This window comes from Rossellomorea aquimaris, assembly GCF_020171925.1.
GTDB lineage: Bacteria > Bacillota > Bacilli > Bacillales > Bacillaceae_B > Rossellomorea > Rossellomorea aquimaris_F.
Genome location: NZ_JAIVAR010000007.1, coordinates 14,663 through 41,528, shown reverse-complemented (window position 1 = coordinate 41,528; position 26,866 = coordinate 14,663). Strand labels below are relative to the sequence as shown.

General features: G+C 45.3%; 28 protein-coding genes and 1 riboswitch. Of the genes, 12 read left to right on the top strand and 16 right to left on the bottom strand.

All coding sequences use genetic code 11. From position 1 onward, the window contains the following. The first annotated feature begins 68 nt into the window (after nt 1-68). On the top strand, nt 69-584 hold the full coding sequence (locus LCM10_RS17785) for a gamma carbonic anhydrase family protein (protein WP_224877613.1): 516 nt from the start codon (nt 69-71) through the stop codon (nt 582-584). Between the two features lie 671 nt (nt 585-1,255). Here the strand turns inward: LCM10_RS17785 and metK are convergent. Next, the gene (gene metK / locus LCM10_RS17780) at nt 1,256-2,455 is read right to left on the bottom strand and encodes a methionine adenosyltransferase (protein WP_224877612.1); all 1,200 of its coding nucleotides are present in this window, start codon (nt 2,453-2,455) and stop codon (nt 1,256-1,258) included. Between the two features lie 235 nt (nt 2,456-2,690). Then, nucleotides 2,691-2,832: riboswitch (SAM riboswitch) on the bottom strand. Between the two features lie 550 nt (nt 2,833-3,382). On the opposite strand from metK, the gene pckA reads away from it, so the two are divergent. Continuing rightward, on the top strand, nt 3,383-4,972 hold the full coding sequence (gene pckA, locus LCM10_RS17775; RefSeq protein WP_224877611.1) for a phosphoenolpyruvate carboxykinase (ATP): 1,590 nt from the start codon (nt 3,383-3,385) through the stop codon (nt 4,970-4,972). A gap of 90 nt (nt 4,973-5,062) precedes the next feature. On the opposite strand, the gene LCM10_RS17770 is transcribed toward pckA, so the two are convergent. Beyond that, nucleotides 5,063-5,212, bottom strand: coding sequence for a lmo0937 family membrane protein (locus LCM10_RS17770; protein WP_224877610.1), 150 nt, complete (start codon nt 5,210-5,212; stop codon nt 5,063-5,065). Between the two features lie 150 nt (nt 5,213-5,362). Here LCM10_RS17770 and LCM10_RS17765 point away from each other — a divergent pair, with 150 nt between their 5' ends. After that, on the top strand, nt 5,363-6,151 hold the full coding sequence (locus LCM10_RS17765; RefSeq protein WP_224877609.1) for a GNAT family N-acetyltransferase: 789 nt from the start codon (nt 5,363-5,365) through the stop codon (nt 6,149-6,151). Nucleotides 6,152-6,195: 44 nt separating this feature from the next. Here the strand turns inward: LCM10_RS17765 and LCM10_RS17760 are convergent, their stop codons facing one another. The 4 genes from LCM10_RS17760 to LCM10_RS17745 all read right to left on the bottom strand — a co-directional run bounded on the left by LCM10_RS17760 (nt 6,196) and on the right by LCM10_RS17745 (nt 8,539). Continuing rightward, the gene (locus LCM10_RS17760; RefSeq protein ID WP_224877608.1) at nt 6,196-6,759 is read right to left on the bottom strand and encodes a biotin transporter BioY; all 564 of its coding nucleotides are present in this window, start codon (nt 6,757-6,759) and stop codon (nt 6,196-6,198) included. Nucleotides 6,760-6,809: 50 nt separating this feature from the next. After that, entirely contained in the window at nt 6,810-7,364 is a 555-nt protein-coding gene (locus LCM10_RS17755) for a CBO0543 family protein (RefSeq protein ID WP_224877607.1), read from the bottom strand. A 134-nt stretch (nt 7,365-7,498) separates the two neighbouring features. Further along, on the bottom strand, nt 7,499-7,741 hold the full coding sequence (locus LCM10_RS17750; protein WP_224877606.1) for a DUF2584 domain-containing protein: 243 nt from the start codon (nt 7,739-7,741) through the stop codon (nt 7,499-7,501). A 12-nt stretch (nt 7,742-7,753) separates the two neighbouring features. Continuing rightward, nucleotides 7,754-8,539: an alpha/beta hydrolase family protein gene (locus tag LCM10_RS17745; protein WP_224877605.1), complete on the bottom strand. Its 786-nt coding sequence runs from the start codon at nt 8,537-8,539 to the stop codon at nt 7,754-7,756. A 192-nt stretch (nt 8,540-8,731) separates the two neighbouring features. Here LCM10_RS17745 and LCM10_RS17740 point away from each other — a divergent pair, with 192 nt between their 5' ends. The 3 genes from LCM10_RS17740 (at nt 8,732) to LCM10_RS17730 (ending at nt 11,440) form a co-directional block, all read left to right on the top strand. Next, the gene (locus LCM10_RS17740; protein ID WP_224877604.1) at nt 8,732-9,733 is read left to right on the top strand and encodes an ABC transporter substrate-binding protein; all 1,002 of its coding nucleotides are present in this window, start codon (nt 8,732-8,734) and stop codon (nt 9,731-9,733) included. 149 nt (nt 9,734-9,882) lie between these two features. Beyond that, complete coding sequence (locus LCM10_RS17735) at nt 9,883-10,659, top strand: ABC transporter ATP-binding protein (protein WP_224877728.1); 777 nt, start codon at nt 9,883-9,885, stop codon at nt 10,657-10,659. Further along, on the top strand, nt 10,640-11,440 hold the full coding sequence (locus LCM10_RS17730) for an ABC transporter permease (RefSeq protein ID WP_224877603.1): 801 nt from the start codon (nt 10,640-10,642) through the stop codon (nt 11,438-11,440). Before LCM10_RS17735 ends, LCM10_RS17730 begins: the two co-directional genes overlap by 20 nt. On the opposite strand, the gene ytkD is transcribed toward LCM10_RS17730, so the two are convergent. After that, complete coding sequence (gene ytkD / locus LCM10_RS17725; RefSeq protein ID WP_224877602.1) at nt 11,430-11,894, bottom strand: RNA deprotection pyrophosphohydrolase; 465 nt, start codon at nt 11,892-11,894, stop codon at nt 11,430-11,432. The two genes, LCM10_RS17730 and ytkD, sit on opposite strands and share 11 nt — an antisense overlap. Nucleotides 11,895-11,977: 83 nt before the next feature. Beyond that, the gene (locus tag LCM10_RS17720) at nt 11,978-12,307 is read right to left on the bottom strand and encodes a hydrolase (RefSeq protein WP_224877601.1); all 330 of its coding nucleotides are present in this window, start codon (nt 12,305-12,307) and stop codon (nt 11,978-11,980) included. A 315-nt stretch (nt 12,308-12,622) separates the two neighbouring features. Here LCM10_RS17720 and LCM10_RS17715 point away from each other — a divergent pair, with 315 nt between their 5' ends. Continuing rightward, nucleotides 12,623-12,868, top strand: coding sequence for a DUF6154 family protein (locus tag LCM10_RS17715; protein WP_032087259.1), 246 nt, complete (start codon nt 12,623-12,625; stop codon nt 12,866-12,868). Between the two features lie 48 nt (nt 12,869-12,916). Here the strand turns inward: LCM10_RS17715 and LCM10_RS17710 are convergent, their stop codons facing one another. Beyond that, on the bottom strand, nt 12,917-13,123 hold the full coding sequence (locus LCM10_RS17710; protein WP_224877600.1) for a hypothetical protein: 207 nt from the start codon (nt 13,121-13,123) through the stop codon (nt 12,917-12,919). 148 nt (nt 13,124-13,271) lie between these two features. On the opposite strand from LCM10_RS17710, the gene ytzI reads away from it, so the two are divergent. Next, nucleotides 13,272-13,457, top strand: coding sequence for a YtzI protein (ytzI, locus tag LCM10_RS17705; protein ID WP_224877599.1), 186 nt, complete (start codon nt 13,272-13,274; stop codon nt 13,455-13,457). 51 nt (nt 13,458-13,508) lie between these two features. Here ytzI and LCM10_RS17700 read toward each other — a convergent pair whose 3' ends face one another. After that, complete coding sequence (locus tag LCM10_RS17700) at nt 13,509-13,982, bottom strand: S-ribosylhomocysteine lyase (RefSeq protein WP_224877598.1); 474 nt, start codon at nt 13,980-13,982, stop codon at nt 13,509-13,511. A gap of 227 nt (nt 13,983-14,209) precedes the next feature. Here LCM10_RS17700 and yidD point away from each other — a divergent pair, with 227 nt between their 5' ends. The 4 genes from yidD (at nt 14,210) to LCM10_RS17680 (ending at nt 19,016) form a co-directional block, all read left to right on the top strand. Continuing rightward, complete coding sequence (yidD, locus tag LCM10_RS17695; RefSeq protein ID WP_224877597.1) at nt 14,210-14,449, top strand: membrane protein insertion efficiency factor YidD; 240 nt, start codon at nt 14,210-14,212, stop codon at nt 14,447-14,449. 1,107 nt (nt 14,450-15,556) lie between these two features. Beyond that, the gene (locus tag LCM10_RS17690; protein ID WP_224877596.1) at nt 15,557-16,495 is read left to right on the top strand and encodes a metal ABC transporter solute-binding protein, Zn/Mn family; all 939 of its coding nucleotides are present in this window, start codon (nt 15,557-15,559) and stop codon (nt 16,493-16,495) included. A 127-nt stretch (nt 16,496-16,622) separates the two neighbouring features. Beyond that, nucleotides 16,623-17,975 carry a cytochrome ubiquinol oxidase subunit I gene (locus LCM10_RS17685; protein WP_224877595.1) on the top strand — a complete coding sequence of 451 codons (1,353 nt, stop codon included), beginning with the start codon at nt 16,623-16,625 and terminating at the stop codon, nt 17,973-17,975. 12 nt (nt 17,976-17,987) lie between these two features. Next, nucleotides 17,988-19,016 carry a cytochrome d ubiquinol oxidase subunit II gene (locus LCM10_RS17680; protein WP_224877594.1) on the top strand — a complete coding sequence of 343 codons (1,029 nt, stop codon included), beginning with the start codon at nt 17,988-17,990 and terminating at the stop codon, nt 19,014-19,016. Nucleotides 19,017-19,072: 56 nt separating this feature from the next. On the opposite strand, the gene menC is transcribed toward LCM10_RS17680, so the two are convergent. From menC to LCM10_RS17650, 6 genes are all read right to left on the bottom strand, one after another. After that, on the bottom strand, nt 19,073-20,179 hold the full coding sequence (menC, locus tag LCM10_RS17675; protein ID WP_224877727.1) for an o-succinylbenzoate synthase: 1,107 nt from the start codon (nt 20,177-20,179) through the stop codon (nt 19,073-19,075). Next, nucleotides 20,169-21,659, bottom strand: a complete 1,491-nt coding sequence (locus tag LCM10_RS17670; protein WP_224877593.1) for an o-succinylbenzoate--CoA ligase — start codon at nt 21,657-21,659, stop codon at nt 20,169-20,171. Before LCM10_RS17670 ends, menC begins: the two co-directional genes overlap by 11 nt. Nucleotides 21,660-21,828: 169 nt before the next feature. Further along, nucleotides 21,829-22,647: a 1,4-dihydroxy-2-naphthoyl-CoA synthase gene (menB, locus tag LCM10_RS17665; RefSeq protein WP_224877592.1), complete on the bottom strand. Its 819-nt coding sequence runs from the start codon at nt 22,645-22,647 to the stop codon at nt 21,829-21,831. Next, nucleotides 22,648-23,472, bottom strand: a complete 825-nt coding sequence (gene menH / locus LCM10_RS17660) for a 2-succinyl-6-hydroxy-2,4-cyclohexadiene-1-carboxylate synthase (RefSeq protein WP_224877591.1) — start codon at nt 23,470-23,472, stop codon at nt 22,648-22,650. Then, on the bottom strand, nt 23,472-25,202 hold the full coding sequence (menD, locus tag LCM10_RS17655; RefSeq protein WP_224877590.1) for a 2-succinyl-5-enolpyruvyl-6-hydroxy-3-cyclohexene-1-carboxylic-acid synthase: 1,731 nt from the start codon (nt 25,200-25,202) through the stop codon (nt 23,472-23,474). The genes menH and menD overlap by 1 nt, the downstream gene beginning before the upstream one ends. After that, nucleotides 25,195-26,601: an isochorismate synthase MenF gene (locus LCM10_RS17650; RefSeq protein WP_224877589.1), complete on the bottom strand. Its 1,407-nt coding sequence runs from the start codon at nt 26,599-26,601 to the stop codon at nt 25,195-25,197. Before LCM10_RS17650 ends, menD begins: the two co-directional genes overlap by 8 nt. Nucleotides 26,602-26,866 lie beyond the last annotated feature (265 nt).

The following is a 26,866-nucleotide window of genomic DNA, read 5'->3' as shown; positions in this document are numbered from 1 at the left end:
ATGTTTCTCAAATGGTTCGTATCTGCTACCATTATTATAGTAAATATTATTGAAAGGGGTAGTAAAAAATGCTCTATCCATATCATGATAAAAAACCTGTGATTGCAAAATCTGCATTTATTGCTGATTATGTAACGATTTCAGGGGATGTCGAAATCGGGGAAGAATCCAGTATCTGGTTCAATACTGTCATCAGGGGGGACGTAGCGCCTACCAGGATCGGTAGCAAAGTGAATGTACAGGATAATTCCATCCTTCATCAAAGTCCTGATAACCCCCTCATCCTTGAAGATGAAGTCACCGTGGGCCACGGAGTCATCCTACATAGCTGCAAAATCAGAAAAAAAGCCCTCATCGGAATGGGTTCGATCATCCTTGATAACGCCGAAATCGGAGAAGGCGCATTCATCGGCGCCGGCAGCCTTGTTCCCCAAGGAAAAGTCATCCCTCCGAACACCCTCGCCTTCGGCCGTCCCGCAAAAGTCGTGCGGGAATTGAACGAACACGACATCAGCGAAATGAAACGCATCTCCAGGGAATACGCAGAGAAAGGTCAGTATTATAAAAGCATCAAACCACTTTGACGCTTATACTTGGGATACCCCAACATTCCGATGATTACTCTTGTTAATTTACGGGATGTTGGGGTTAGGTTGGAGTGGATTTGGTACCGGGGTGTGGGGGTGGCGGTTGCGCGGGGATTTGTGCGTGGGTTGGTTGCCCGGATTTGAGCGTGGGTTGGTTGCCCGGATTTGAGCCTGGCTCGGGTTGCCTGGATCTGAGCCTGGCTTGGTTGCCCGGATTTGAGCCTGGCTCGGTTGCCTGGATTTGAGCCTGGCTCGGTTGCCCGGATTTGAGCCTGGCTATGCCAATCCCAAAATTTATCGGCCGTTTTTTCATTTTATCTGCCAAAAAAAATTTTTATCTGCCATTTTTTCATTTTATCTGCCATTTTTCCATTTTATCTGCCAAAATTTCGATTTATCGACCATTCTTCAAAAATCGACAATTATCGCAAGCTCGCGCACAAACAAAAACACTCGCTCACCCACTCAACAACTCACCCATTCCCACACCGAAACGCAGACCCCCCCAAAAAATGCCGAACCGACCGAACCACCGAACCCGCATCACAACCCAACTCCCACTTAAACCCCAACTCCCCCATCCAAGCACCACAACCATAAAAACACCAAATCCACCCCAAAACAAAAGCCAACACCCATAAAAAGTGTTGGCTTTCTCATACCTGTTATTACTTAAGAGCCTCAGCCTTCAAGACTTCAGCTTTGTCCGTACGCTCCCAAGGAAGGTCAAGATCGTTACGGCCGAAGTGTCCGTAAGCAGCTGTCTGCTTGTAAATCGGACGACGAAGGTCAAGCATCTTGATGATTCCTGCAGGGCGAAGATCGAAGTTGTTGCGTACAACATCAACGAGTACGTCTTCAGAAACTTTGCCAGTTCCGAATGTATCAACTGAAATGGATACCGGCTGTGCTACACCGATCGCATACGCCAATTGAACTTCGCATTTTTCTGCAAGTCCGGCTGCAACGATGTTTTTCGCTACATAGCGGGCTGCGTATGCCGCTGAACGGTCAACTTTCGTAGCATCCTTACCAGAGAAGGCACCGCCTCCGTGACGTGCATAACCACCGTACGTATCAACGATGATTTTACGTCCTGTAAGACCAGCATCCCCTTGAGGTCCACCAATGACGAAGCGGCCTGTAGGATTGATGAAGTATTTTGTGTTCTCGTCGATCAGTTCCTTTGGAACAACCGGATCGATGACATATTCTTTCAGGTTACGCTGGATTTGCTCCAGTGAAACTTCTGGATGATGTTGTGTTGAAATGACGATGGTGTCGATGCGGACAGGCTTGTCATTTTCATCATATTCTACCGTTACCTGAGTTTTACCGTCCGGACGAAGGTAAGGAAGGGTTTCTTCTTTACGAACTTCAGTCAATTGACGGGATAATTTATGTGCAAGTGAGATTGGAAGAGGCATAAGCTCCTTCGTTTCGTTACATGCAAATCCGAACATAAGACCTTGGTCCCCAGCACCGATCGCATCGATTTCAGCATCGCTCATTTGTCCTTCGCGCGCTTCCAGTGCTTGATCGACACCTTGTGCGATATCGGCAGACTGTTCGTCGATTGAAGTCAATACGGCACAAGTTTCAGCATCGAAACCATATTTTGCACGAGTGTATCCGATTCCGCGGATGGTTTCACGGACGATTTTCGGGATATCAACATACGTATTCGTCGTGATTTCCCCTGCAACAAGTACAAGACCTGTCGTTACGGATGTTTCACACGCTACACGTGCATTCGGATCATTCGTTAAGATCGCATCAAGAATTGAATCAGAAATTTGGTCACAAATTTTATCTGGATGTCCTTCCGTTACGGACTCAGATGTAAACAGACGACGTTTTGTTGACATTGAGGTTCCTCCTTAAGCATATTGCCGGCTTTCCCCGGCAAATGAATTAAACAGATACGGTACTCATTTCCCTAAGTAGTATGAAGTAAACATGGTTTTTTTATAAGGCAGAGTATGACTCCCTTATCTAAACTCATGAAATTTAGTCACCTTTGCTGCATGATAAAATAGAAAAAACCTTTCCTCCATAAAAGTACAAAGAGGAAAGGTTTCACATCATAGCCGCGCCTTTTCTCTCTTATCGTTCAAGGTTATCCACCTTGCCTCAGTTTAGCACCTTCGCTTAATGGGTCCTTCAAATTCCAAGGACCAACTATCTATTTAGCAGGTTGCTGGGTTTCATAGGGTCTGCTCCCTCCACCAGCTCAGGATAAGAGTATCCGTTCAAGGTACAATAATAACGTTAACGATACAGGGTGTCAAACATTTTTTCAGATGAAAAGTTTAACAGAAGGACGATCATGTTACGTGAGGAAACATGCTACCTCCGAGTTACGTTAGAAAATAGAAATATGATTAATTTCAAGCGGATTCCAGCAGTTGATTGGAGGGCGAAGCGAAGACGTAAGTAGTAAGGATGTTATGCGAGACGTTCCAGCTCCCGTGTTTAGAGGTAAGTGACCGTGGCAAGAGCCTCACAAATGTACCATGCCTAATGCCAGTCGCATCTTGTGATTCCTCCACTCGTATACACGCTTGCAAAAAAAGCAAAGCCTTCCACAGAATCAGGCGGCAATTTAATCCCCCATTTTAATAAGAAGAAAAACAAGATGCCATAATGCAGCCTAAATAATTTAAATATTACAAATTTAAGTCACATTATAAAAAACCGCTAAATAGTATAGACTAATAAATTAATTGTGTTATACTAATTTTTGAAAAGATACAACTTATGGGAAGTTAAATTTATATAAAGGAAGGGTTCTAATGAATTCAGTGAGCATGTCTAACGAGTTAACAGAATTACTTAGCGGGAAAAACATCAAAAATCAACTGTCTGTTTCACAATTAGTGGAAAAAGTCCTTCAACGAAATGAAGGCGTTTTAACTTCTTCAGGTGCGGTAAGAGCTGAAACCGGGAAATATACAGGACGCTCTCCTAAAGATAAGTTCATTGTCGAAGAGCCTTCAACGAAAGATAAAATTGATTGGGGAACCGTGAATCAGCCGATTTCCTCTGAATCATTCGATAAATTATACCATAAAGTCCTCTCATACTTAAAAGAAAAAGAAGAAGTATTTGTATTCAATGGATTTGCAGGTGCAGATCCCAAACATAGACTCCCGATCCAGGTCATCAATGAGTTTGCCTGGCACAATCTATTTGCGCATCAGTTGTTCATCCGACCGGAAGTGGAAGAGTTATCTTTACACAACTCCGAATTCACGATTGTGTCGGCTCCGAATTTCAAGGCTGACCCTGCCGTTGATGGAACAAATTCTGAAACATTCATCATTGTTTCATTTGAAAAGCGCATCGTCCTTATCGGTGGTACGGAATATGCGGGGGAAATGAAGAAATCCATTTTCTCTGTCATGAATTACATGCTTCCTGAAGCAGATATCCTTTCCATGCACTGCTCGGCAAATGTGGGCCGTGAGGGGGATGTCGCATTATTCTTCGGATTATCCGGTACCGGTAAAACAACTTTATCCGCTGACCCGAACCGCCGCTTGATCGGTGATGACGAACATGGCTGGTCCCCGAACGGTGTATTCAACATCGAAGGTGGCTGCTATGCGAAATGCATCGGTCTGACTCGCGAAAAGGAACCTCAGATCTTTGATGCGATCCGATTCGGTTCCGTATTGGAGAACGTTGTCCTTGATGATGAATCCCGCATCGCGGATTATGATGATAACTCCCTGACGGAAAACACACGCGCCGCTTATCCGCTTCAAGCGATGGAGAACATCGTTGAACCGAGCGTTGCAGGTCACCCGAATACGATCGTCTTCCTGACTGCGGATGCATTCGGCGTACTTCCTCCGATCAGCAAGCTGACAAAGGAACAGGCCATGTATCATTTCTTGAGTGGATACACGTCCAAACTCGCTGGAACAGAGCGCGGCATCACTTCACCGCAAGCAACATTCTCTACTTGCTTCGGATCACCATTCCTGCCGTTGGCAGCGACTCGTTACGCGGAAATGCTCGGTAAGAAGATCGATGAGCATAATGCGGAAGTTTACCTCGTCAACACCGGTTGGACAGGTGGAGAATATGGTGTGGGTAACCGCATGAAGTTGTCTTATACACGCGCCATGGTTCAGGCAGCGCTAGAAGGTGAATTGACGAACGTTGAAACAGAAAAAGACGAGATCTTCGGCCTGAACATCCCGGTTCATGTACCAGGTGTTCCTGATGAAGTCCTTCAACCTGTGAAAACATGGGCAAATGAAGAAGCATATAAAGTTAAAGCAACGGAACTTGCGCGTCAATTCAACGATAACTTCAAGAAATTCAATGATGTTCCTGTCGAAATCGAATCAAAGGGCGGTCCATCAGTAAAATAGTCGTAAACAAAAAAACCAGCTTACTCACTTTATGATGTGTAAGCTGGTTTTTACGTGTCATCAAAAGGACTCCTTCCCTTTCAACAAACGCTAAAGCCCCTTCTTCCGTCCGGTAATCAAATTCCAAAGGAACACGATTACGGCAATGACCAATAATAGATGGATGATTGCGCCGCCGATCTTGAAAATCAGTCCTAAGAGCCACAGGACGACAAGGATCCCGATGATGGTCCACAACATGTCTACCGCCTCCTTCATCATGTATTGATGCTAACTTTCCCTAAAAGTCCTGTTTTAAAACAAAAAGATCATTTACTGAAAATTACGCTTTACTAAATATTAGAAATTTTGGTAATATATCAATTAAAACTTATAAAGGGGATAGGGGTAATGATCAGAATATTGACAAGAGCGGATGACGAAAAATGTCAGCAGTTGATTCAACAAGAACCTGCAGAGAACTTATTCATCATCGGGGATATTGAAGCATTCGGTTATGAACAGGATTTCCAGAGAATCTGGGGTGATTTCGACGAACAGGGAAATTTAAGGGGAATCCTCCTCAAATATAGAGAAAACTTCATTCCCTACTCTCAAGGTGAATTTGATGCAGAGGGATTTGCTTCGATCATCAATGAATGTAAGGACTTTTCAATCATGTCGGGGTTGAAGGCCGTAACCTCTAAAGTGGAGCCGTTCCTCACAAAGAAACACAAATCGAAACGACAAATGTATTATGCCAAATTGGATCACCAGAAATCGTTATCGGACGAAAAGCTTGATCATGTTATGGAAGCAACCGTTAATGAACTGCCTAGACTGGTTAACCTCCTGAACAGCATACCTGAATTCAGTGGCGGAAGTTTTACGGTCGAGAAAAGAAGGCATGGGATCGAGAAAGGAGTGGCCCGCAGTTATTTCATTGAAGAAGACGGTCAGTATATTTCCTCCGCTTCCACGACTGCCGAAAACAGCATGTCAGCGATGATCGTTGCTGTCTGCACCCACCCTGATCATAAGAAAAAAGGATACGCAACCCAGTGCATGACCAAACTGTGCAGGGATGTCCTCGAGGAAGGCAAGGAGCTATGCCTTTTCTATGACAACCCCGAGGCAGGAAGGATTTATAAACAGATTGGCTTTGAGGACATCGGATACTGGATGATGTATAAATTTTAAATGAAAAATAGGAGGATCCCTAATCAAGGATCCTCCTATTTTCATCAAGCCACTGCATCCGTACGATGAGTGATCAACTTTGCCTGAACTAGGCGTTTTCTAACCGTGATACCGATCCAACTAGCCAAAAATGCTTTGATCAGTCCGACTACGATAAAAGGATAAACCCCTGCAGCCATCGCCTTCCCCCAGCTGAGGTCGGCGACAACCTTCAATTGGATCATCCCGATGATCAGAATGACGACCATTCCGATTGTATTCGCCACCATCGCCATTGTAAGGTTGAACGCTGTCTTCTCCAGGATGAGACCCGTAAGAAAGGCGGCGATGATGAAGCCGAAGATATATCCGCCAGTCGGTCCGACAAGCACCTGTGCTCCTCCGCTGAATCCAGCGAACACCGGGACACCGACTGCTCCAAGTGCTGCATAACCGATCATCGAAAACGAGCCATATCGACTGCCGAGTATGGTGGCCGTAAGCCCCACCGCCAACGTTTGTCCGCTAATCGGTACAAGTGGAAGTGGAATTTCAATCTGCGCAAAGATCCCTGTGATAGCGGCAAAAATGGCGCACTGGATGATCATCCTTAATTTCTGTCCATTCATGACCTGTACTCCCCTTTTTGTAAACTCTATATATTTTAAAGTTAACACATTTACACCGGTTCGGAAAGTGAATTTTCACCTTTGAAAACTTTTTCCACGAACCAACGAATCAGATAGGAAAGCACCATATAAATGAAGAATGACCACAAGGGATGCCAATGATATGCCTTGTAGTAATCAAGCCATCTAAATAAGGGTTCACTGATGAATGAAGCCCCTCCCGCCAACACGACATTTGCTACAAAGAAGGCCTTCCCTTTAGGAAAATATAGATAAAGGAGCATATAGGTGACCGGGATCAATCCATAATCAAATAGATAGGCCTTTGGATAGATGGGAAACAATTCTGTCGGATACCCCCACCAGCCGAGCTCAAAGCCAAGCCCATCCAGATTCGACGCCACCAAAATCCAAGTAAGTCCGAGAAATAACACCTTAGGCAGTTGCTTGCGGTTCACCAGTTTAAAGAAAATCAGCCAAAAAATGATTATCAATGCAATGATCAGCCACCATTTAAACGTAAGGAAATTATGTTCTAACCAGTAATCAATGTTCAATTTTGTAGACTTCATCAGTTCCTTGTGCACAAAGTCATATTGTTTCATCCGTCTACCTCGTCTTTTTACTAGTTTAAGGTTTAGTATGTACATATTCCCTCAAAAAGGATCCCAATTAATTCAAGTGAGGTCAAAAGATCATCTTTTAATCGAAATCAAAAAAAAGAACCCGAAAAGGGCTCTTAATTCGTTGTATTCAATGAGATCAACTGATAGAAAATCGTTGTTTTGTCTTCATGCCACTGAATCTTTTCTATTTTGGCGTATCCTCTTGAAGGGCTTTTTTTGGTTGTCTTGACCTCAATCGGGGTATGGATCGGATAAAGACGGTATCCCTCTTTCTCCAATTGGAACAAGTTATCATCCACCCGAATTTCTTTTCCTTTCGTGACAAGTAACGTATTAAGCTCAAGCCCCATTCCCATGGTGATTCCCCTTTACACCTGTTTTTTCATCCACTCACAGAGCATCTGGACAATTTCACGGTTTTTCAACGGCGGGAAATAATGGGTAAATTCATTGAAATAATAAGTTTCCACTTTCTTTCCTGCCTCTTTCAACCTTTTTTCTAATCTATATGCGTGATGTATTGAAACGTTCTCATCTTTTTTTCCGTGTATGATCAAGACCGGGACGTCCAGTTCCTCGACCGAGTCCAGCGGTGTCCTCCACTCATAACGTTCCGGATATTTATTCGGGCTCCCGCCGATCACTCGTTTCATCATCCTGCGGAGATCCTTTCTTTCCTCATAGGTAAGAAACATATCCGATACCCCTCCCCATGTGACGATGCTCGTGACCCCATTGGTTCCGATCCCGGTCAGGAGCGCCATGACGCCTCCCCTTGAGAATCCGAAAACATGGACACGCCCCTCTTTCACTCGCTCATGCTTTTTTAAAAGTTGAAGGGCCGAAAACGCATCCTCCCGGTCATCCCCGGCAAAATCCTCGTTCCCTTCCCCTCCCCTGTTGCCTCGATAATAGGGAGCGAACACGATGAAGCCTTGCTGTGCAAATTGAGCAATCCGGGCTGGCCTCACCATCCCGACTCCTTTAATGCCGCCCCTTAAATATAGAAAACCGTCATATTGCCCGTCGCTTACCGGCTGTGCCAGTAGGCCCTTCACTCTCAATCCTCCGGAATAGTAGACGATTTCATATAGTTCGACATTTGGATTCGGAGAAGGAAATAAGGTCTTTTTTACGACTGTTCCGTTCTTCATACTCTCTTCCTTTCAAAAATGGGCACTGGGTATTCACACATTTTTTGCCCAACACATAGACTATTTTATCAAATCTCACACTGGAGTGATTAACACTCTCCCATAAAAGCATCCTACCCCTCTGTAAGAGAACAGAAACGCCAGAGAGGGGATGTTTTGTGGTTATGCTTCATTTTAAGGAGGAAAACATTCATGAAAAGATGGACCAGAATCGTCTCGAGCCTGCTACTGACGATCTTATTGACCATTGGACTGACAGCCTGTAGCACCGAAAAAAATGAGAATCAGAAAGTTCGGGTTGCCGAAGTGACACGTTCCATATTCTACGCTCCCCAATATGTCGCCCTTGAAAAAGGTTTCTTTAAAGATGAGGGTCTTGATGTCGAACTCACCACCACATGGGGCGGTGACAAAACGATGACCACCCTTCTTTCCGACGGAGCAGACATCGCGCTTGTTGGTTCTGAAACGTCCATTTACGTTCATAGCCAAGGAACGGATGATCCAGTCATCAATTTCGCCCAGCTTACTCAAACGGACGGTACCTTCCTTGTTTCGCGTGAAAAGGTTGAAGATTTCGATTGGGAACAGCTAAAAGGCTCAACTTTCCTTGGACAGCGAAAAGGTGGTATGCCTCAGATGGTAGGGGAATATGTACTGAAGCAACACGGCATCGATCCCCATAACGATTTGAACTTGATCCAGAATATCGACTTTGCCAATATCGCCAACGCTTTCGGTTCAGGAACCGGTGATTATGTACAGCTGTTCGAACCGACTGCCTCCATCTTCGAAAAAGAAGGCAAAGGCTACATCGTCGCTTCATTCGGAACGGAGTCCGGCCACGTCCCATATACAACGTTCATGGCAAAGGACAGTTACATGAAGGAAAACAAAGAAGCTGTTGAAAAGTTCACAAATGCATTGTACAAAGCACAAAAATGGGTGGCTGACAGCTCTCCTGAAGAAATCGCCAAAGTCATAGAACCATATTTCGCCGATACAGAGCTTGATATCATTGAAACCGTGGTCGACCGCTACAAATCCCAGGGATCCTACGCAACTGATCCGATCCTGGATACGGAAGAGTGGGAAAACCTGCAACGCATCATGGACGAAGCCGGGGAACTGCCGGGGCATGTCGACCACGAGACACTTGTGAATACTTCGATCGCTGAAAAAGCAAGTAAATAAGGAGTATACGGTTCTTGGAGCGGTTTGTTTTGGTGCTAGGGGGTTGTTTGGTGCCTGGCACAAACCACCGCTCTTCACCAAAATCTATACACAGGGCTGACTCCTTGTCAGCCCTTCCTTAATATTAGAAAGACTGGAGGCGCATGAATGTGAATTTCCTGTGCTTAGATAAGATTCATCACACTTACTTTACCCCGAAAACGGCAACGAATGCCCTGTCCGATATTTCATTTGAAGTGAATGAAGGTGAATTCATCTCTTTCATCGGACCGAGCGGCTGCGGGAAGACGACTCTTCTTTCGATCATCGCCGGGTTGATCAAGCCAACAGAGGGAAAGGTGCTTTTGCATGGCAAACCTGTCGGGTCCGGGAAGAATCAGATGGGGTATATGCTTCAGCAGGACTATTTGTTTCCTTGGAAAACAATTGAAGAAAACATCTTTTTAGGATTGAAGATCATGGAGACCTTTTCAAATGAAAAAAAGCAAAAGGTCTATGAATTACTCGAGGAGCTTGGCCTTTCTGGAGTGGAGACCTCCTATCCGAGAGAGTTGTCGGGGGGGATGCGGCAAAGGGTCGCGCTTATCAGGACACTTATCACCGAACCGGAGATCCTGCTGTTGGATGAACCTTTTTCTGCGCTTGATTATCAAACGAAATTGAAGCTTGAAGATCTTATTTTTACAACCTTGAAAGCTTTGAATAAGACAGCTGTGCTCGTCACCCATGATATTGGAGAAGCCATTGCGATGAGTGACAGGATCATTCTCTTTGCCTCAAAGCCTGGGCGGGTGCATAAAGTATTTGAAGTACCACAGGAGTTGAAGGAACTAAAGCCGTTTACGGTGCGGAATCATGAAGCGTATCCGCCATTTTTTCAAACGATCTGGAAGGAGCTTGAGGGCCTTGAATCAGGAAACCATTAAGAAGAAACATGCTGAATACATTCATTCGCTTCGGAAAGAGAGACGGCTGGTATGGTTCTATCAGGCTTTGATTTTTGTGGTGTTCTTCTCCCTTTGGGAAATTTCAAGCCGCAACAGCTGGGTCGACCCACTGATTTTCAGCTCACCGTCTAAGATCTGGGGATTGTTCCTGGATAAATTAGCGGACGGAAGCCTCATAGCAAATTTATCGGTGACACTCGGGGAAACCATTCTTGGATTCATATTGGGGACATTGCTTGGGACGATGCTCGCCGCGCTCCTTTGGTGGTCACCCTTCCTGTCCAAAGTATTGGATCCCTATCTTGTCATCCTTAACGCTATGCCAAAGGTGGCACTCGGGCCGATCCTGATTGTCGGACTTGGTCCAGGATTCACGTCCATCATCGCGATGGGGACCGTCATTTCCGTCATCATCACAACGATTGTCGTCTACACTTCGTTTAAAGAAGTTGATCCCAACTATTTGAAAGTCATGATGACGTTCGGTGCCAAAAGGGGGCAGATGTTCAAAGAAGTGGTCCTTCCGGCATCATTCCCCACGATCATCTCAACGCTGAAAGTAAATGTAGGTTTATCCTGGGTCGGGGTCATCGTCGGTGAATTCCTTGTATCTGCAAAAGGACTGGGGTACATGATCATTTACGGATTCCAAGTGTTCAATTTCACGCTCGTCCTCCTCTCCCTGCTGGTCATTGCCGTGTTTGCGACAATTATGTATAAGGTTGTCGAACAATTGGAGAAGAGATGGATCAAGTCATGAATTGTAAATGTTTTAAGGCAAGTTCCACTACTTTGTCTTTCATGATGAAGCTGAATTCAGGGTGAGTCTGCATCTCGGCAAGCTCGCCTTCCCATAGCTTGTAACCATTGGTTTCAAGGTAATCTTTCTTCCTCACCAGCTCTTCCGCTTGGGCGAAGAAAATCGTCTTTACGAATGGGTCACGGTCATATACCTTATATTCCCCCACAAAAGTGGGTTCGGTGATGACACCGCCTGTTTCTTCAAACGTTTCCCTGATGGCCGCTTCTTCAAGCGTTTCCCCCTTCTCCCTCTTTCCCCCGGGGAATTCGAGGCCTCGCTTCTTATGATGGGTCAGCAGCCATTTATCCTCATAACGGCAAATAACGAGGACATGCTGTGAATCCTGTCCGAAGAAATGTTTTTGAAATGCAAGTTCCACTTTTACACCATTGGCATCGATAAATTGTTCCATGAGCATTCACCTCTCCTTTATCTAATCACAAATAAAAAGCATTGGTCCACAATTAAGTATGGGGACCAACACTTTTATCCATCTCAGTAGCGGGGAGTATCCTCATCCAGGATACGCATGCTCTCAATATGTTTCTTCGCTTCTTCATCACCTAGATCATGGATCATGCTGTATACCTGTCGTAGGTTTTCATCGTATGCATCATTCTGTCTGTCAAAATGATACTGGATATACGGGACATGGGCACGATAGAAATTCTGCCAATCAACTGAATGGCTTGAGTCAAAGATTTCACGCAATCTGGTTATCTCTTCATCCGTTGCCGAAATTTTAAAGTTCCATGGTGAATCCGTCGAGCTCCTTGAAATTTCACCCGTGGCGATTTCAATATAATAGTCATGACGTTCGTCCAAGCTTTACAACCCCTTCCGTTTTATATCATTCTTTTTCCTCATTTGAACGTTTTCTATTCACTCCTCGATCTAAACGAAAAGCGAGGAGGGAATAGTGAAGGATGTCTAGGCAAGGAATCGGGCAGATTGCCTTATAAGAGTGAAAATTAATTGGAGATAACATGAATATTGTCTGTATTCTTAAGTATAGTATCAGTAAGAATCGATTTTTAATGGCAAGGCGCTTATCATAGAAGATTTCGGGTAAATACAAAATAAAATCTAGAGTAATTCCATCTCATTTCTGTTAAGATGGATGAAAGGGAGGTGAAGTGCATGAAGTTGATTGAAGAAATTTATGAAATGTACCGCGGCAGAATCAAAGGTACAGACGAAGACTTAGACCTCATTGCCCTTACGATCTTAGAAGATACTTCCAGAAACGAGATTATCGAACTCATCCAGGAGATGGAAACGGAAGAACTGGAATATTTCCTGCGACTATACATATTCGAAACATTGAAAGAAAAATGGTCAAAAAGTGAAGAACGAGTCAGGCTGGAACGTAAAAGCCTCCATTGACCCCTTACAAAAAGCCTTAAACAGCAAATACTGTTTAAGGCTTCTTTCTTATCCTTTCAAATCGACTGCCTGCCCTTTGGTCGGATGTGGTGCATGATTCGTTTGCATATCCCTGAGCATGACGGTTACATTGGCTGCCTGAGTGGACATTTGACTCTTTAACAGATTCATACTGAGTGTGTGCTGAAGTTCCGCTACCTGCTTCCCCATGATGGAAGATACATTCACGGTAATCCCTCCCTTCTCTTTCATCATACCAAAATCACCCATCTTTCAAATAGAGCGGATACGAGCAATGTGCGGGACTATTATACTAGGGAACGCATTTCAAAAAAATGTAGAAATTAAAGACTGATATTACCACCTGCTGTGATAAAATAATGGATAAAAGGGGGCCAGAGCTGTGTCTTTAACACTTGTGTTGATTATTGCAGTCGTTATATGCATCCTGGTGATTTTCGTCAGTGCCTTGACAACGTCGAAAGCATATACGACCGTTAAGCATACCATTGATCCGCTTGAAGATAACCCACACCTGAAGCATATGGATGAACAGAAGGAAGATTCAGGCGATGAAAATCAAAAATAAGTAGAAGCAAATAAATCCCCCCGGCGATAAGTGCCGGGGGGATTTTCAATATTAAGCAAATACTTGCTTTAAGTCTTCTTTACTTTGACTGAGCCAGAACTTCATTAATTTCTTTGCGCCTTCCAAATCATGAAGCTTCGCCTGTCCGCATTGCTTTTCGTTTGCAGCGGGAATTTCCTCGATTTCGACTGCTTCCTCCATTGTCGCTTGGAGCAGGTCAATGATTTCTTCCACCTTAGGCTCACCACTGACAACAAGATAGTATCCTGTCTGGCATCCCATCGGAGAAATGTCGATAATATCAAAGTGAGCATAAGGTTCTGCATATTTACGGATGGTGAATGCAAGCAGATGCTCCAGTGTGTGTATGGAGTCAGGCTTCATTGCCTGTTTATTTGGCTGACAAAAACGGATATCGAATTTATTTACAAGGCCGTCACTGCCAACCTTATGCACTCCACAATGTCTTACATACGGTGCTTTCACCGCGTTATGATCTAGTTCAAAGCTTTCTACTGATGGCATATATGATCACTCCCATTGATTTCTATTCTTAGTATAACGTAAATTCATAGTAATTTCATCAACTTAATATGTTTTGAGTTCTTTTTTCTTTTCCATCCCTGTTACACACTTCGCCATTAGGGGGTTTCGGCCCTCTTTACAGTTATATTTCAATTCAGGAACCATCTCCTTTCATCAATATAGGAATGTTTGATATAGTAGAAGAAAATAGACGAGGAGATCACAGAATGAAACGCGTTTTATTGTTACTTTTCCGATTTTACCAAGTCGTCATCTCCCCTCTGAAACCCCCGACTTGCCGATTCTATCCGACCTGCTCACATTACGGAATGCAGGCTGTGGGGAGATTCGGTGCTTTACGGGGAGGTTATCTTACGATCAAAAGGATCGTGAAATGCCATCCCTTCCATCCTGGTGGAATCGATCATGTTCCCGAGGAATGGCCATCACGCAAGACCGAAGACTAGCTCCCATACTCGGAGGTGGTCTTTTTTTATGGCTGTTTCTTAAGCATTATTGCTTTAGAAGGATCAAGTAGTGGTTGAATTGCCCTCCAGGTACTCGCTTTCCGCGGGGCGTGAGTTGAGCCTCTTCGGGCAATGCCTTGCAGGGTCTCTACTTTCACGCAATTCCCGTAGGCGAAGCCGAAAACCGGAAAGGAAAATCCACGTGCCTCCTATGTGATAAATCTAAATAGATCAATTCACGCGCCGAGTTTGTGGACCAGACCTTTATACGGAAAGATAAAATGTGAAAACCCACGAATATCAGAGTGCTAACCGCAGTAGAGATTTTTGCCTTCGTGCCGTGTTCTTACCTTCTATTCCATTAAGAAACGGGAGGTTCAATAAGAACTAAACTAAGCTACAAACTTTATTCAAATTAAGTTGTGTAGGCTTATCATTATTCATAACCGATTCCAGCGGTTGATTGGAGTGCAAAACGAAGACTCCTGCGGGAAAAGCGAGTTAGGTGAGACGTGTCTAACTCCAGTGGTCTGCTCCCGTTTGAAAATTAACCTTCGACTTTTGAGGCAAAAAACGCCTCTAAAGACGAAGAACATTTTTCAAAGGGAGCAAAACGCCCACTTCCGTTTTTCGGACCCACAGGAGCGAGAGCGACGAGGAGGCTCACCAACCGCCCGCGGAAAGCGAAGTTTTGCACGGAAATCAATAGCGGTGATGAATGGAATCAAATAAGTTGAGAAGTCAAAATAAACTTCTCCATTTAGGGCTGCCTAAAAACAAATCCAAAATCAGGGTAGCGTGAGTATCTTGACGGTTTCGTTCATATCAGGAGGCTCACGGGCTACCCGCTGAAAGCGAAGTCTTGCACGGAAATCAATAGCGGGGTTCAAAACAGTCACCCCCAAAATATCAACTAACTTTGCGAAAAGAGCCTTTTTTTATTTCCCTCGTCTTTCCTTTACGGATTAGGAAAAGATAATAACAAGCCATCCGAAAACTTTTACCTTGCCAATTTCGGCTCACGATAGTAAAATAACGTTTGTGCTAAATCGTAATCATTACAATTTATATTGCATATACATTGATGAACGAAAAGGAGGATATCCCTTGAACTATATTCGAATCGGTTTGTTTTTATTAATTTCATTTCTCCTCACTGCATGCGGGGCTTCTACCACTGAAAAGAAATCGGAAAATGAAGAGCTGGAAATTTACACAACGGTGTATCCGCTAGAGGATTTCACGAAAAAAATTGGTGGGGAGTATGTTGATGTCCACAGTATCTATCCACCAGGAGCAGATGAACATACGTTTGAACCTTCTCAGAAAGATATGATCGACATGGCGGAAGGTGATGTATTTTTCTATGTGGGCATGGGGCTCGAAGGATTTGTCGAAAAGTCCAAATCAATATTGGAGCAGGAAGATGTAACGGTTGTTCCCGCAAGTAAAGGACTTGAAATCGAGCATTCGGAAGATGAAGAGCATGATGAACACGGAGACGATGATCATGGCCACGAACATGATGGTGATCCCCATATCTGGCTCAACCCTGCTTATTCAAAACATATGGCGGACATCATAGCAGATACTCTGATTGAACAAATGCCAGAGCATAAAGAGGACTTCCAAGCAAACCTGAAAGAGTTGAATCGCGAACTGGATTCTCTTGATGCCGAATTTATGCAGATGGCAGAAGCCGCACCGCATAAAACGTTCTACGTTTCTCACGCTGCATACAGCTATTGGGAAGATCGTTATGGTCTTCACCAGGAAGCCATTGCCGGATTGAACACGTCGGATGAACCTTCACAGAAAGAATTGAAGGCAATCATCGAGAAAGGGAAAGAAGACGATGTCAACTACATCTTATTTGAACAGAATGTCTCATCCCGACTGACAGAGGTTGTCCAAAAGGAACTGGGTGCAAAATCACTGAAGCTTCATAACCTCTCTGTGCTGACTGAGAAGGATCTCCAGGAAGATGAAGATTATTTTTCACTGATGAGAAAGAACATTAAAACCTTGGAAAAAGCACTTCAATAGTCATCTTTCAACACCACCTGATTTAGGGTGGTGTTTTTTTATTTTATCTGTGTTTGCAAGTATGAATATATTTTTCCATTAAGTGGACAATAAGGGAAGCTAATGAAATGGTAAGGGAGAATTGGAAATGGATGAATTAGTTTTAGCACGATCTTTATTCGGGACCACGATGGCTTTTCATATTATCTTTGCAACCCTCGGTGTCGGGATTCCTTTGATGATCCTTGTGGCGGAGATCATGTTTCAGCGTACGAATGATCTTGATTATTCTGTCATGGCGAAGCGCTGGACGAAGGCGTTTGCGGTGCTTCTTGGCGTTGGGATTCCGACGGGCACGATTGCCGGGGTACAGCTGTCACTCCTGTGGCCTGGGTTCATGGAGGTCATCGGCCGGGTGATGGCACTGCCTTTTCAAATTGAGATTTATGCTTTTTTCATCGAGGCACTGTTTATGTCCATTTATGTATACGCAGCAAACCGGATCAAGCCTTGGATGAGGATTGTCAGTCTGGTCCTGGTGGCAATCGGGGGCCTTGCATCGGCCGTGTTGATTACGAATGTACATGCATTTGAAGGGACGCCTGCAGGTTTCGATATTGTGGATGGGAACATTACGAATGTCGACCCTTGGAAAGCGTTCTTCAATCCAAGTTTCTTTGTGACAGCCGGGCATGTCGCTTTATCTGCTTATGTTGCAGGGTCCTTTACGATTGCATCGGTCGCAGCGTTCAAGATGCTCAGACTTCCATTTGAATCACGAGTATACAAATTTCACGCAAAGGCGCTGATGATTTGCTTGCTCACTGGGGGAGTGTTCGCATTCTTCACCGCAATCAATGGTCATGAGTCCGCCCAGAAGCTTCAAGAATACCAGCCTGAAAAACTGGCTGCCGCAGAAGGTTTATTCGAAACCCAGACACATGCACCTCTATCAATCGGGGGATTTACCGATCGGGAAGAGCAAGAAGTGAAATGGGGCATCGAAATTCCTTGGGCATTGAGTTTCCTGGCAGGAAACAGCTTTGATACCGAAGTGATCGGATTGAATGACTTCCCCGAAGAATATTGGCCACCATTATTCGTGCATACGCTATTCAATGCGATGGTCGGGATCGGCTCACTACTGATCGTGCTTGCACTCGTTGCGTACGTATGGAAGAAGCTTTTGAAGAAGGACCGTTTTCCAAAGTGGTTGATGTGGCTTTTCGTTGCAGCCGGTCCCCTCTCCATCCTGTCAATTGAGTTCGGCTGGATCTTCGCCTGTACAGGTCGACAGCCATGGACCATTTACCGGATCCTGAGTACGGAGGATTCCGTCACGTCGACCGGTAACATCGCGACGCTGTTTGTCCTCTTCGTCACGGTGTATGCCGTATTGGCTGTTGCCGTCGTATTGGTCCTGCTTTATTATTTCAAACGCAATCCGCCTCAAAAGGATATCGATAAAGCAGAAAGCACGGAAATTCCACTGAATGTATAAGGAGGGATAAATATGACTCAAGTGTTAATCGCCATTACGATCCTTTGGGGCTTCGTTTTCATTTATGCCGTGATGGCGACGATGGACTTCGGTGCAGGCTTCTGGTCGATGCTGTATATCAACCATGATAAAACGAAAGCAACCAATATTGCCAACAGATATTTATCCCCGACGTGGGAAGTGACGAATACGTTCATCGTCGCGCTGGTCGTGGCGGTCTATAGCTTATTTCCAGGTGCAGCCTATTCCCTCGGGACCGTCCTGTTGGTTCCAGGTAGTCTGATCCTCCTGCTGCTTGCGATACGAAGCGCCTTTCTGGTCTTTTCACATGTCGCAGATGATTACCGCAAACCGTTGACCTACATAACAGGAATAACCGGACTATTGATCCCGGGGCTTTTAATCAGCGTCCTGCCGATTTCCCACGGTCCATATATCGACTTTGAAGATGGCCAGACGCTCCTTTTGGGCAAGCTCTTCACCAGTCCACATGAATATGCGTTCTTTGGTTTTGCAGTGGCAAGTACACTGTTTCTATCATCGCTCTTATTGGCGGACTATTCGAAAGCATCCCGTGAATTCGAGGCGTTCAAGGTGTATCGTCGTGATGCAATGATCATCGGTCCCATCTCGGTTTTGATGGCATTTTTAATCATGTTCACAATGAAGAATGAAGCAAACTGGATTTATGAGCGGATGATGGAGGATTTGAACATCCTGCTCATTTCCCTTCTTGGATTCCTGGTTGCCGGTGCAGCTCTCTTCCTTCCAACGAATAAAGAGGGATTGAAAGGGATGCCGCGAGTCGCTGTAGTGGCAGTTACCTTTCAGTATGTATTGGCAAGCTACGTATATGGAAAGGCTCATCTTCCATATATCATTTATCCGGAAGTGACGATCCAGTCGGGGTTTACAGACCCGAATTCGTTCAGGGCAGTGTTCATCACTTATATCGTAGGCTTCATCATTCTTTTTCCAGGCTTTGTCTATTTCTGGAGTCTATTCATGAATGATAAGCGTTATTTAAGGCAAAAAAGTTAAAAAGAAGGCCTGGAGTTGTTGTCCAGGCCTTCTTTTAATCATTTGTATATGTTGACCTATAAGGAAAACTCTTCTGTGAATGATGTTACTTCATTCATTCGCTTCTCGTTCAATCCAACCCCGATTCCCGGCTTTTCGAATCGTTGCACAGAGCCTTTTTCAACTACAATCGGAGTATCGATAATATCTTCTTCCCAGTACTTCGATGAAGAGGATATGTCCCCCGGGATCGAAAAACCGTCCAAAGTGGCAAGACAAATATTATGGGCACGGGATACGCCGAATTCAATCATCCCCCCGCACCACAGTTTGATGCCGTTATCCTGACAAAGTTGATAGATTTCCAGTGCTGGGTTATACCCTCCCACTCTGCCCAGTTTGAGGTTGACGACACCGCAGCTATTTAAATGGATCGCACTTTTCATATCATGAGGGGTGACGATGCTTTCATCCAGGCATATAGGGGTATTGATCCTCCCTTGTAAAATGCTGTGTTCGACGAGGTCATCGACCCCAAGTGGCTGCTCGATCATCTCGAGGCCGAATTCGTCAAGTTCCTTCAGATGGTCAGCGTCTTGGAGTCCGTACGCTGAGTTTGCATCCGCGAGAAGCGCCAGGGAAGGAAATGCAGCACGTAAAGCACGGACAATTTCAATATCCTCGCCTTTTGAAATCTTGACCTTGATCCTCTCATATCCTTCTTCAAGCAGCCCCTTTGCTTGATCAATCATTGCTTGGGTTCCGTTCGCACCGACGACGGCACCTGCCAGTACACTTCTTCGTGTACCCCCGAGGAGGTTCCAGAGCGGTGTGTCCAGCTGCCTTGCATAAAGGTCCCAGATCGCCATTTCAAGCGAGGCCTTTGCCATTGCATTCCCCCTGACGGATTGAAACATCATACCAAGCTCACGGGGATGGGCCAATCCATGACTTTCAATCAGAGGGATCAACACATCCTTCAACATGTGATAGCAGGTTTTCACCGTCTCCTCCGTATACCATGGAGTCGAGAATGCCACCACTTCACCCAGCCCTGTGACCCCATCTCTATCAACGGCCTCGATGATGATTCCTTCCCTTCGTTCCACTTTTTGAAGGTGAGTGTTGAATGGGGATTTGAGAGGCATCGTAATGAGATGCAGTTTAATCCTTTTAATGTTCATCCCGGAACCTGCCTTTCTCCCATTCATCTCTCAATATCCTTCTGAGGATCTTATTGGACGCATTACGTGGGATTTCCTCCACGAATACAACCTTCTTTGGCTGCTTGTACGGAGCCAGATGCTGACTGCAGAATGACTGGATATCACTACCGCTCAATACGCTCCCTTTACTTTTAACAACGAATGCACATGGCACTTGGCCCCATTCGTCACTTGAAACCCCCGCTACACCTACATCTTCAACGCACGGATGCGAAGTGAGCACGCTTTCGATTTCTGCGGGGTAGACGTTCTCCCCGCCGGATATGATCAAATCAGAACGGCGGTCGAGGACGAACAAGAACCCTTCTTCATCCACATAGCCGATATCCCCTGTCGATAGCCATCCGTCTTGAAATGATTCTTCATTCGCTTCTTCACGGTTATAGTATCCTTTGGTCACATTCGGACCTTTCACCGTGATCTCACCCTCTTCGAAAGCCTTTGCCTCCCCTTCTGGATTGAGGATCTTGAGTTCTGAAGGAAACAGGGGCTTCCCGGCAGAGCCGAGCTTGGATAAACTATATTCCGGCGATAGTGTGACGATTTGAGAAGATGTTTCCGTCATGCCATATGTTTGATAAACAGGAATCCGTTTATCTTTGCATGCCTCGAGCATCGGAAGGGGTGCCGGCCCTCCCCCTAGAAGCATACAGCGGAAATTCGCGTGATAAGATGATTCGCCTACATCCTTCAAGAGCCGTTGAAGCATGTTACTGACCGCAGACATGATCGTGATGGAACCGTTCATCAATTCTTCATTGATCCGCTTCACATCAAACTGCTCAAAAAGGCGCACATTCATACCATATATGACGCTTCTCATCAAAATGGAATATCCACTGATATGGAATAATGGCACAGAGCAAAGCCAGGTATCATTTTCACTTATACCGAGGTTCAAAGAAGAGCCGATTGCGCTCCACCAGTGATTTCCGTACGTCTGAAGCACCCCCTTCGGAGCACCGGTCGTCCCGGAAGTATACATGACCGAACATACTTGGTCCAACTGAAAATGATCCTTTATCTCCACAGGTGCTGGATTCGTTGCTTCAAGATCTGAAATTTTCACTTTCCTTACATTCAGAGTTTCGACTTTTTCATAAAAGGCATCATCCATAATGACCGTATTCAATCCCATGTCCTGGATCTGGAATGAAAGTTCCCTCGTACTTAGCCGGTGATTCAGGAGCACGGTTGCAAGGCCTAATTGCTGTACGGCATGTATGATGGTGACTGCTTCGACCGTGTTCTTTATCATCAACCCGATGAATTGCTTTTCGGAACCATGGATAAGGCTCTGGATCCTTCCCGCAGTCTCGATGGTCATATCCCACAGATCGCGAAATGAATAATCGCGTGCATCACTCCTCAGGGCAATCCGGTCTGGTGTCAAGAACGATCGTTGTTTAAGCCAATTCGGCATTTGTTGGGATGTCATAATGCTTCTACTCCAATTCAAATAATAGTTTATCTTCATAGGCTACGGCCTTCCGATGTAACATATACACGCGCCCCGCTTACAATTGGGGCCGGGACTTAGGACCGTGATTTCCAACCAAATGAAAAAGCCTGATGAATCCGTCGAGATTCATCAGGCTCACCCTCTATTAAGGGAAACGAGGGAATTGTCCGAAGTCTGGTTTGCGTTTTTCTTTGAACGCGTCTCGACCCTCTTTTGCTTCGTCTGTTGTGTAATAAAGCAATGTAGCATCTCCTGCCAGCTGCTGAAGACCAGCTAACCCATCTGTATCCGCATTGAATGCAGCTTTAAGGAAGCGTAGTGCAGTCGGGCTCTTTTCAAGCATTTCAGAAGCCCACTGTACCGTCTCTTCTTCAAGTTTCTCATAAGGTACGACCGTATTGACAAGGCCCATCTCAAGCGCTTCTTCAGCATTGTATTGACGGCACAGGTACCAGATTTCTTTCGCTTTCTTGTGTCCGACGATGCGAGCAAGATAACCTGCACCGTAACCAGCATCAAAGCTTCCCACTTTAGGGCCGGTTTGACCGAAGATCGCGTTATCCGCTGCAATCGTGATATCACATACAACATGAAGCACGTGGCCTCCACCGATTGCGTAGCCAGCTACCATCGCGATGACCGGCTTAGGGATGACACGGATCAAACGCTGTAAGTCCAATACGTTCAAGCGTGGAATTTCATCTTCGCCAACGTATCCGCCATGTCCGCGTACACTTTGGTCCCCGCCTGAACAGAATGCTTTCTCGCCCGCGCCCGTTAGGACGATTACACCTACTTTGGAATCATCACGTGCATAAGCAAATGCGTCGATCAATTCCATAACGGTCTTCGGACGGAATGCATTGCGCACTTCCGGACGGTTGATCGTGATCTTGGCAATCCCATTATATGTTTCATATAAAATATCTTCGTAGTTTCTTTCTGAAACCCATTCAAAAGCCATTTAAACATCCTCCTTTATGTAATTGAATAAAACATCCTCTATTATTGTACCAAACTTTCGTGGATCTTCCACATGAATTGCATGTCCTTTGTCGAAAAAAGGAATAATTTCCCCTTTCGGGATCGATTTTCCCATCTCTTCTGCAATCGTAACAAACTTCTGATCAAGCTCCCCCACCATCAAAACGACCGGGAAAGAGAGGTCACGCAGTTCGTCCCACCAAGACGGCTGTGCCCCGGTCCCCATCCCCTTCAAGGAATTCGATAATCCGACGGGAGATTGCATCAGGCGCTGATGGCGAATCTCTTCCTGCACTCCGAGTGGCAATCTTTTTTGCGTAGAGAATAAAGGGATGCCTTCCCAAAAGTCCACAAAAGACTCTATGCCTTCTTGCAAAATCTTATCTGCAAGCGCGTGATCACTCTTTCGTCTCGCATCCTGCTCTTCCTTTGTTTTCAATCCAGGGGATGCACTCTCCAATATGAGTAACCTGACATATCCAGGGTAGAGATTTGCAAAGTGAAGGGCAAGCCTCCCTCCCATCGAATAACCGATCAAGACCGCTTCCTTGATGTCGAGCGTTCTCAGTAGGCATTCAATGTCCCGGGAGACGGCATCCATTGAGTACCGCTGGACATCGGTCGGCGACGCACTTCTTCCATGACCGATTAGATCGATTGAAATGCATTGAAAGTGATTCTTAAGCTGATCCGTGATGTTATCCCAAGTACGGGAGTCACCTGTGAAGCCGTGAAGGAAGACGAGCGGGAACCCTTCTCCTTTAACTTCTACAAAATAATCGATCTCATTCACACCGACAATCATCAAAGATTCCCCTTCAATATTTCCTGGGAAACAAAATTCCACATTTTCCGATGGATTGCAACATTTTCTTCTCTGTTTGTCAGCACTTCGATAATGTTGATCCCTTTTTGTCCCTCTGCATGCTTTAACGCTTCGCTATATTCTTCTTCTTCTTTCACCAATGTATAGCTCGCCCCATAAAAAGCAGCTGCGGAAGAAAAATCAAGATCCATCGGTGTGCCAAATAGCTCTTCGAAGTGTGTGCCGTCGCTTGCTTGTGGAAGATAGGAGAAAATGCCGCCACCGTTATTGTTCATGACGACGATTGTCATGTCCAGATTATATTTCTTTGCCGCCAGAAGTCCGTTGAGATCATGGAAGAAGGCAAGGTCCCCTATCAATAGATAAATGGGGGCTTGCACTGTGCTCATGCCGAGTGCTGTCGAAACGACCCCATCAATTCCATTCGCTCCACGGTTGGCGTAAACAGAAACTGACTTTTCACTGTTGAAGAAATAAGTATCGATATACCTGATCGGCATGGAATTGCTGGCAAAGATCGAGGCACCATCTGGAAGGTGTTCAATCAGTTGCTTGACCGCTTTTCCTTCATTCCACGGCTGATCACCGTCTTTTAGGATTCTTCTTGATGAATCGTTTACTGATTTCCACTTATTCATCCATTCTTTTTCTTCATGATTTATGCCAGCGCCAGTCTGTAAGTCCATACAGAAAGACCTCTCATCGCAATAGATGAACTCCGTAGCCCTTGCAATCGGATCCTGCCATTCCTCTCCGCTCGAGACGACCCAGTGGGGAATATCCTTCAGTCCTTTCAAGAAAAGGGTCAATGGTTTGGATACAGGCATGGCACCGAACCGGATGATCAGTTCCGGGTGAAGCTCCTCGTTTACTTCCTTCACTTTAAGGAATGCATCATATGTCTCGATGACCCCATCCTTCGGATGTGATCCGCTTCTCACTTGCGAAAGGGGATCTGCAATGATCGGAAAACCATAATGCTCCGAAAAATCAGTAATGGATTCGAGGGCTGAAGGATCGAGTCCAGGTCCGCAAATGATCAGTCCATCACGTTTCTCCCTCAGGGTTCTAGACAGGTCATCGCGCATATCGGGTGTCAATCCCCTCACACCGCTTGAGACCCTTTTTTCACTTTGGTTGTTTGTGAATGTCACGTCTTCCAAAGCAGGGATCAAAGGCTCCCTGATCGGGAAATTGAAATGCACGGGTCCGGCGGGTGCCGACAGAGATAGACCGACACCTCTTGTTGCAGAAGCTTTTGCATATTTCAAAATGCCAGGGGTCGATTCAGGCAGTGCCATATCGACACTCCACTTCACGTGCTTTCCATAAAGGTCGATCTGGTTGATTGCCTGCGGTGCACCGACTTCCCGAAGCTCATGTGGTCGATCTGCCGTCAGGACAATGAGCGGTACCTTTGCATAGCGCGCCTCTACGACGGCAGGATAATAATTCGCTGCAGCCGTTCCAGACGTACAAAGAATCACGACAGGCTTGTTCTTAGCCTTTGCGATCCCGAGTCCAAAGAATGCAGCCGATCGTTCATCGACGTTGATATACGTCCTTACACCTGGATGGTGAGTAAATAATAACGCCAAAGGAGTAGAACGCGATCCCGGGCTTATGACCACCTCTTCTACTCCATTAGCTGTCAGCTCGTCTATAAATGCTGCTAAATACTGTGTTAATCGTTGTTGATGTTCATCCATTGATGTTTCCCCCTAATGCTCTCAGCATTGGTCGAAATTTCATTTGAGTTTCCCTGAATTCACTCTCGGGGTCGGAATCCGCTACAATCCCGCAACCAGCGAATAGAGTTGATTCGCTTCCTTGTAAGAGTCCTGAACGGATCGCTACCGCAAACTCCCCGTTTCCATACGCATCCATCCAGCCGACAGGTCCTGCATACAGTCCCCTGTCCATTTTTTCTTCCTGACGTATGACATGGAGTGCCTTTTCCCTCGGGACCCCTCCGAGAGCAGGGGTCGGGTGAAGCTTTTCCACCATTTCTAGAAGAGAGGTATGAAGGGAAGCCCTTCCTACAACGGGTGTATATAAATGCTGGATATCTTTCATCTTCATCAATCCCGGCTTTTCAGGCATGGTAAGTTCTTCACAGTAAGGGTTCAATGCCTGTCGGATATTCTCGACGACCAAATGATGCTCATATCTGTTCTTCTCATCATTCAGGAGCTCTTCCCCAAGTCTCTCATCCTCATCAAGTGAGCTTCCTCTTGCAATGGAACCCGCGAGACAAGTGGACAGTACTTCTTCCCCCGTCTTTTTGACGAGGCGCTCGGGTGTGGCACCGATAAAGCAGCTGCTATCTTGTTCGAAGCTGAATATGAAGCTGTCTGGCTGCTGCTTCCACAGGTTGTCCAATACAAAGTCGGACGTAACAGATGAATCAAAGGTTACTTTGCATTTTCGAGCAAGCACAACCTTTTCCATCTCCCCGGCCTTCAACGTATCCACGACGTTCTGTACCGAATCTTTCCATTCGGCTGGATTATAGTCCTCGACACCATTTACCGTCGCTTCATCAGGTGTGGAAGGATATTTGGCCTTCCTCAGTAATTCATCCTTGAATTGAAGCAACTCATTCAGCGAATCCTCATCCTCCGGTCCACATAGGACGTTCACTGTCAGATAATCCGATTCTTTCGATTTCGTCAGCATAAAAGATGGGATTTGTAATGTGCCGTTCTCGAAATCATCCCATTCTCCGCCTTTTTGATTCAAAGGATCAAACCGGAAGCCTCCGAACATTAATGGTCCGGTTCCCGCCCACCGATCAGTGGAAAGGATGACCGCTTCCTCGATAAAGCGCTTCCACTCATTCTCAACCGCAAAGAATTGATCCCTTTCATCCTCCGTAGAAATCATCAACGCCGATCCAAGCCCTGCGATCGTAATCGTATGATCCCGGTCCTTCCATAAGAAGCGTGCCCCTTTGAACAAAGAATGGCCTTCATTGTAAAAAGAAAGCGGATCGATGGAATCGATTTTTTCCACGATGCTGAACAGAACGGGGTGTTGATATTGTTTAGCCTTTTCCCTGGCTGTATCATATGCATTTTCAATATTGGTTTTATGGATGGTAACCAACCCGAATTCCCCCAAACAATCACGTACATGATTCAAAACTTATTATAAGATACACCTCAGTACAAGGTGTGTCAACGATATGAATGATAAACAATCAATATTATCCTTATTATATAATAAACCCTTTTTCCGTATTTGAGAAACCTAAAGGGTTGTAAATGTGTTCAAATATTGGAAGAAACTTTTGGATTTATGGTTCTGCTGCTTGCAGCAAGACCAATCCCGCACACTCTTAACAGATGCCACCATACCGAAAAAAAGATTG

Coding starts and splice junctions, on each gene's coding strand:
- menC (WP_224877727.1), bottom strand. CDS start 20,179: ATGAACATTAAAAGGATTAAACTGCATCTCATTACGATGCCTCTCAAA.
- menD (WP_224877590.1), bottom strand. CDS start 25,202: ATGGATGAACATCAACAACGATTAACACAGTATTTAGCAGCATTTATA.
- menB (WP_224877592.1), bottom strand. CDS start 22,647: ATGGCTTTTGAATGGGTTTCAGAAAGAAACTACGAAGATATTTTATAT.
- yidD (WP_224877597.1), top strand. CDS start 14,210: ATGAAACGCGTTTTATTGTTACTTTTCCGATTTTACCAAGTCGTCATC.
- LCM10_RS17740 (WP_224877604.1), top strand. CDS start 8,732: ATGAAAAGATGGACCAGAATCGTCTCGAGCCTGCTACTGACGATCTTA.
- pckA (WP_224877611.1), top strand. CDS start 3,383: ATGAATTCAGTGAGCATGTCTAACGAGTTAACAGAATTACTTAGCGGG.
- LCM10_RS17760 (WP_224877608.1), bottom strand. CDS start 6,759: ATGAATGGACAGAAATTAAGGATGATCATCCAGTGCGCCATTTTTGCC.
- LCM10_RS17710 (WP_224877600.1), bottom strand. CDS start 13,123: ATGATGAAAGAGAAGGGAGGGATTACCGTGAATGTATCTTCCATCATG.
- LCM10_RS17745 (WP_224877605.1), bottom strand. CDS start 8,539: ATGAAGAACGGAACAGTCGTAAAAAAGACCTTATTTCCTTCTCCGAAT.
- LCM10_RS17750 (WP_224877606.1), bottom strand. CDS start 7,741: ATGGGAATGGGGCTTGAGCTTAATACGTTACTTGTCACGAAAGGAAAA.
- LCM10_RS17685 (WP_224877595.1), top strand. CDS start 16,623: ATGGATGAATTAGTTTTAGCACGATCTTTATTCGGGACCACGATGGCT.
- LCM10_RS17755 (WP_224877607.1), bottom strand. CDS start 7,364: ATGAAACAATATGACTTTGTGCACAAGGAACTGATGAAGTCTACAAAA.
- LCM10_RS17670 (WP_224877593.1), bottom strand. CDS start 21,659: ATGACATCCCAACAAATGCCGAATTGGCTTAAACAACGATCGTTCTTG.
- LCM10_RS17765 (WP_224877609.1), top strand. CDS start 5,363: ATGATCAGAATATTGACAAGAGCGGATGACGAAAAATGTCAGCAGTTG.
- LCM10_RS17785 (WP_224877613.1), top strand. CDS start 69: ATGCTCTATCCATATCATGATAAAAAACCTGTGATTGCAAAATCTGCA.
- menH (WP_224877591.1), bottom strand. CDS start 23,472: ATGATTGTCGGTGTGAATGAGATCGATTATTTTGTAGAAGTTAAAGGA.
- ytkD (WP_224877602.1), bottom strand. CDS start 11,894: ATGGAACAATTTATCGATGCCAATGGTGTAAAAGTGGAACTTGCATTT.
- metK (WP_224877612.1), bottom strand. CDS start 2,455: ATGTCAACAAAACGTCGTCTGTTTACATCTGAGTCCGTAACGGAAGGA.
- LCM10_RS17700 (WP_224877598.1), bottom strand. CDS start 13,982: ATGCCATCAGTAGAAAGCTTTGAACTAGATCATAACGCGGTGAAAGCA.
- LCM10_RS17715 (WP_032087259.1), top strand. CDS start 12,623: ATGAAGTTGATTGAAGAAATTTATGAAATGTACCGCGGCAGAATCAAA.
- LCM10_RS17680 (WP_224877594.1), top strand. CDS start 17,988: ATGACTCAAGTGTTAATCGCCATTACGATCCTTTGGGGCTTCGTTTTC.
- LCM10_RS17770 (WP_224877610.1), bottom strand. CDS start 5,212: ATGTTGTGGACCATCATCGGGATCCTTGTCGTCCTGTGGCTCTTAGGA.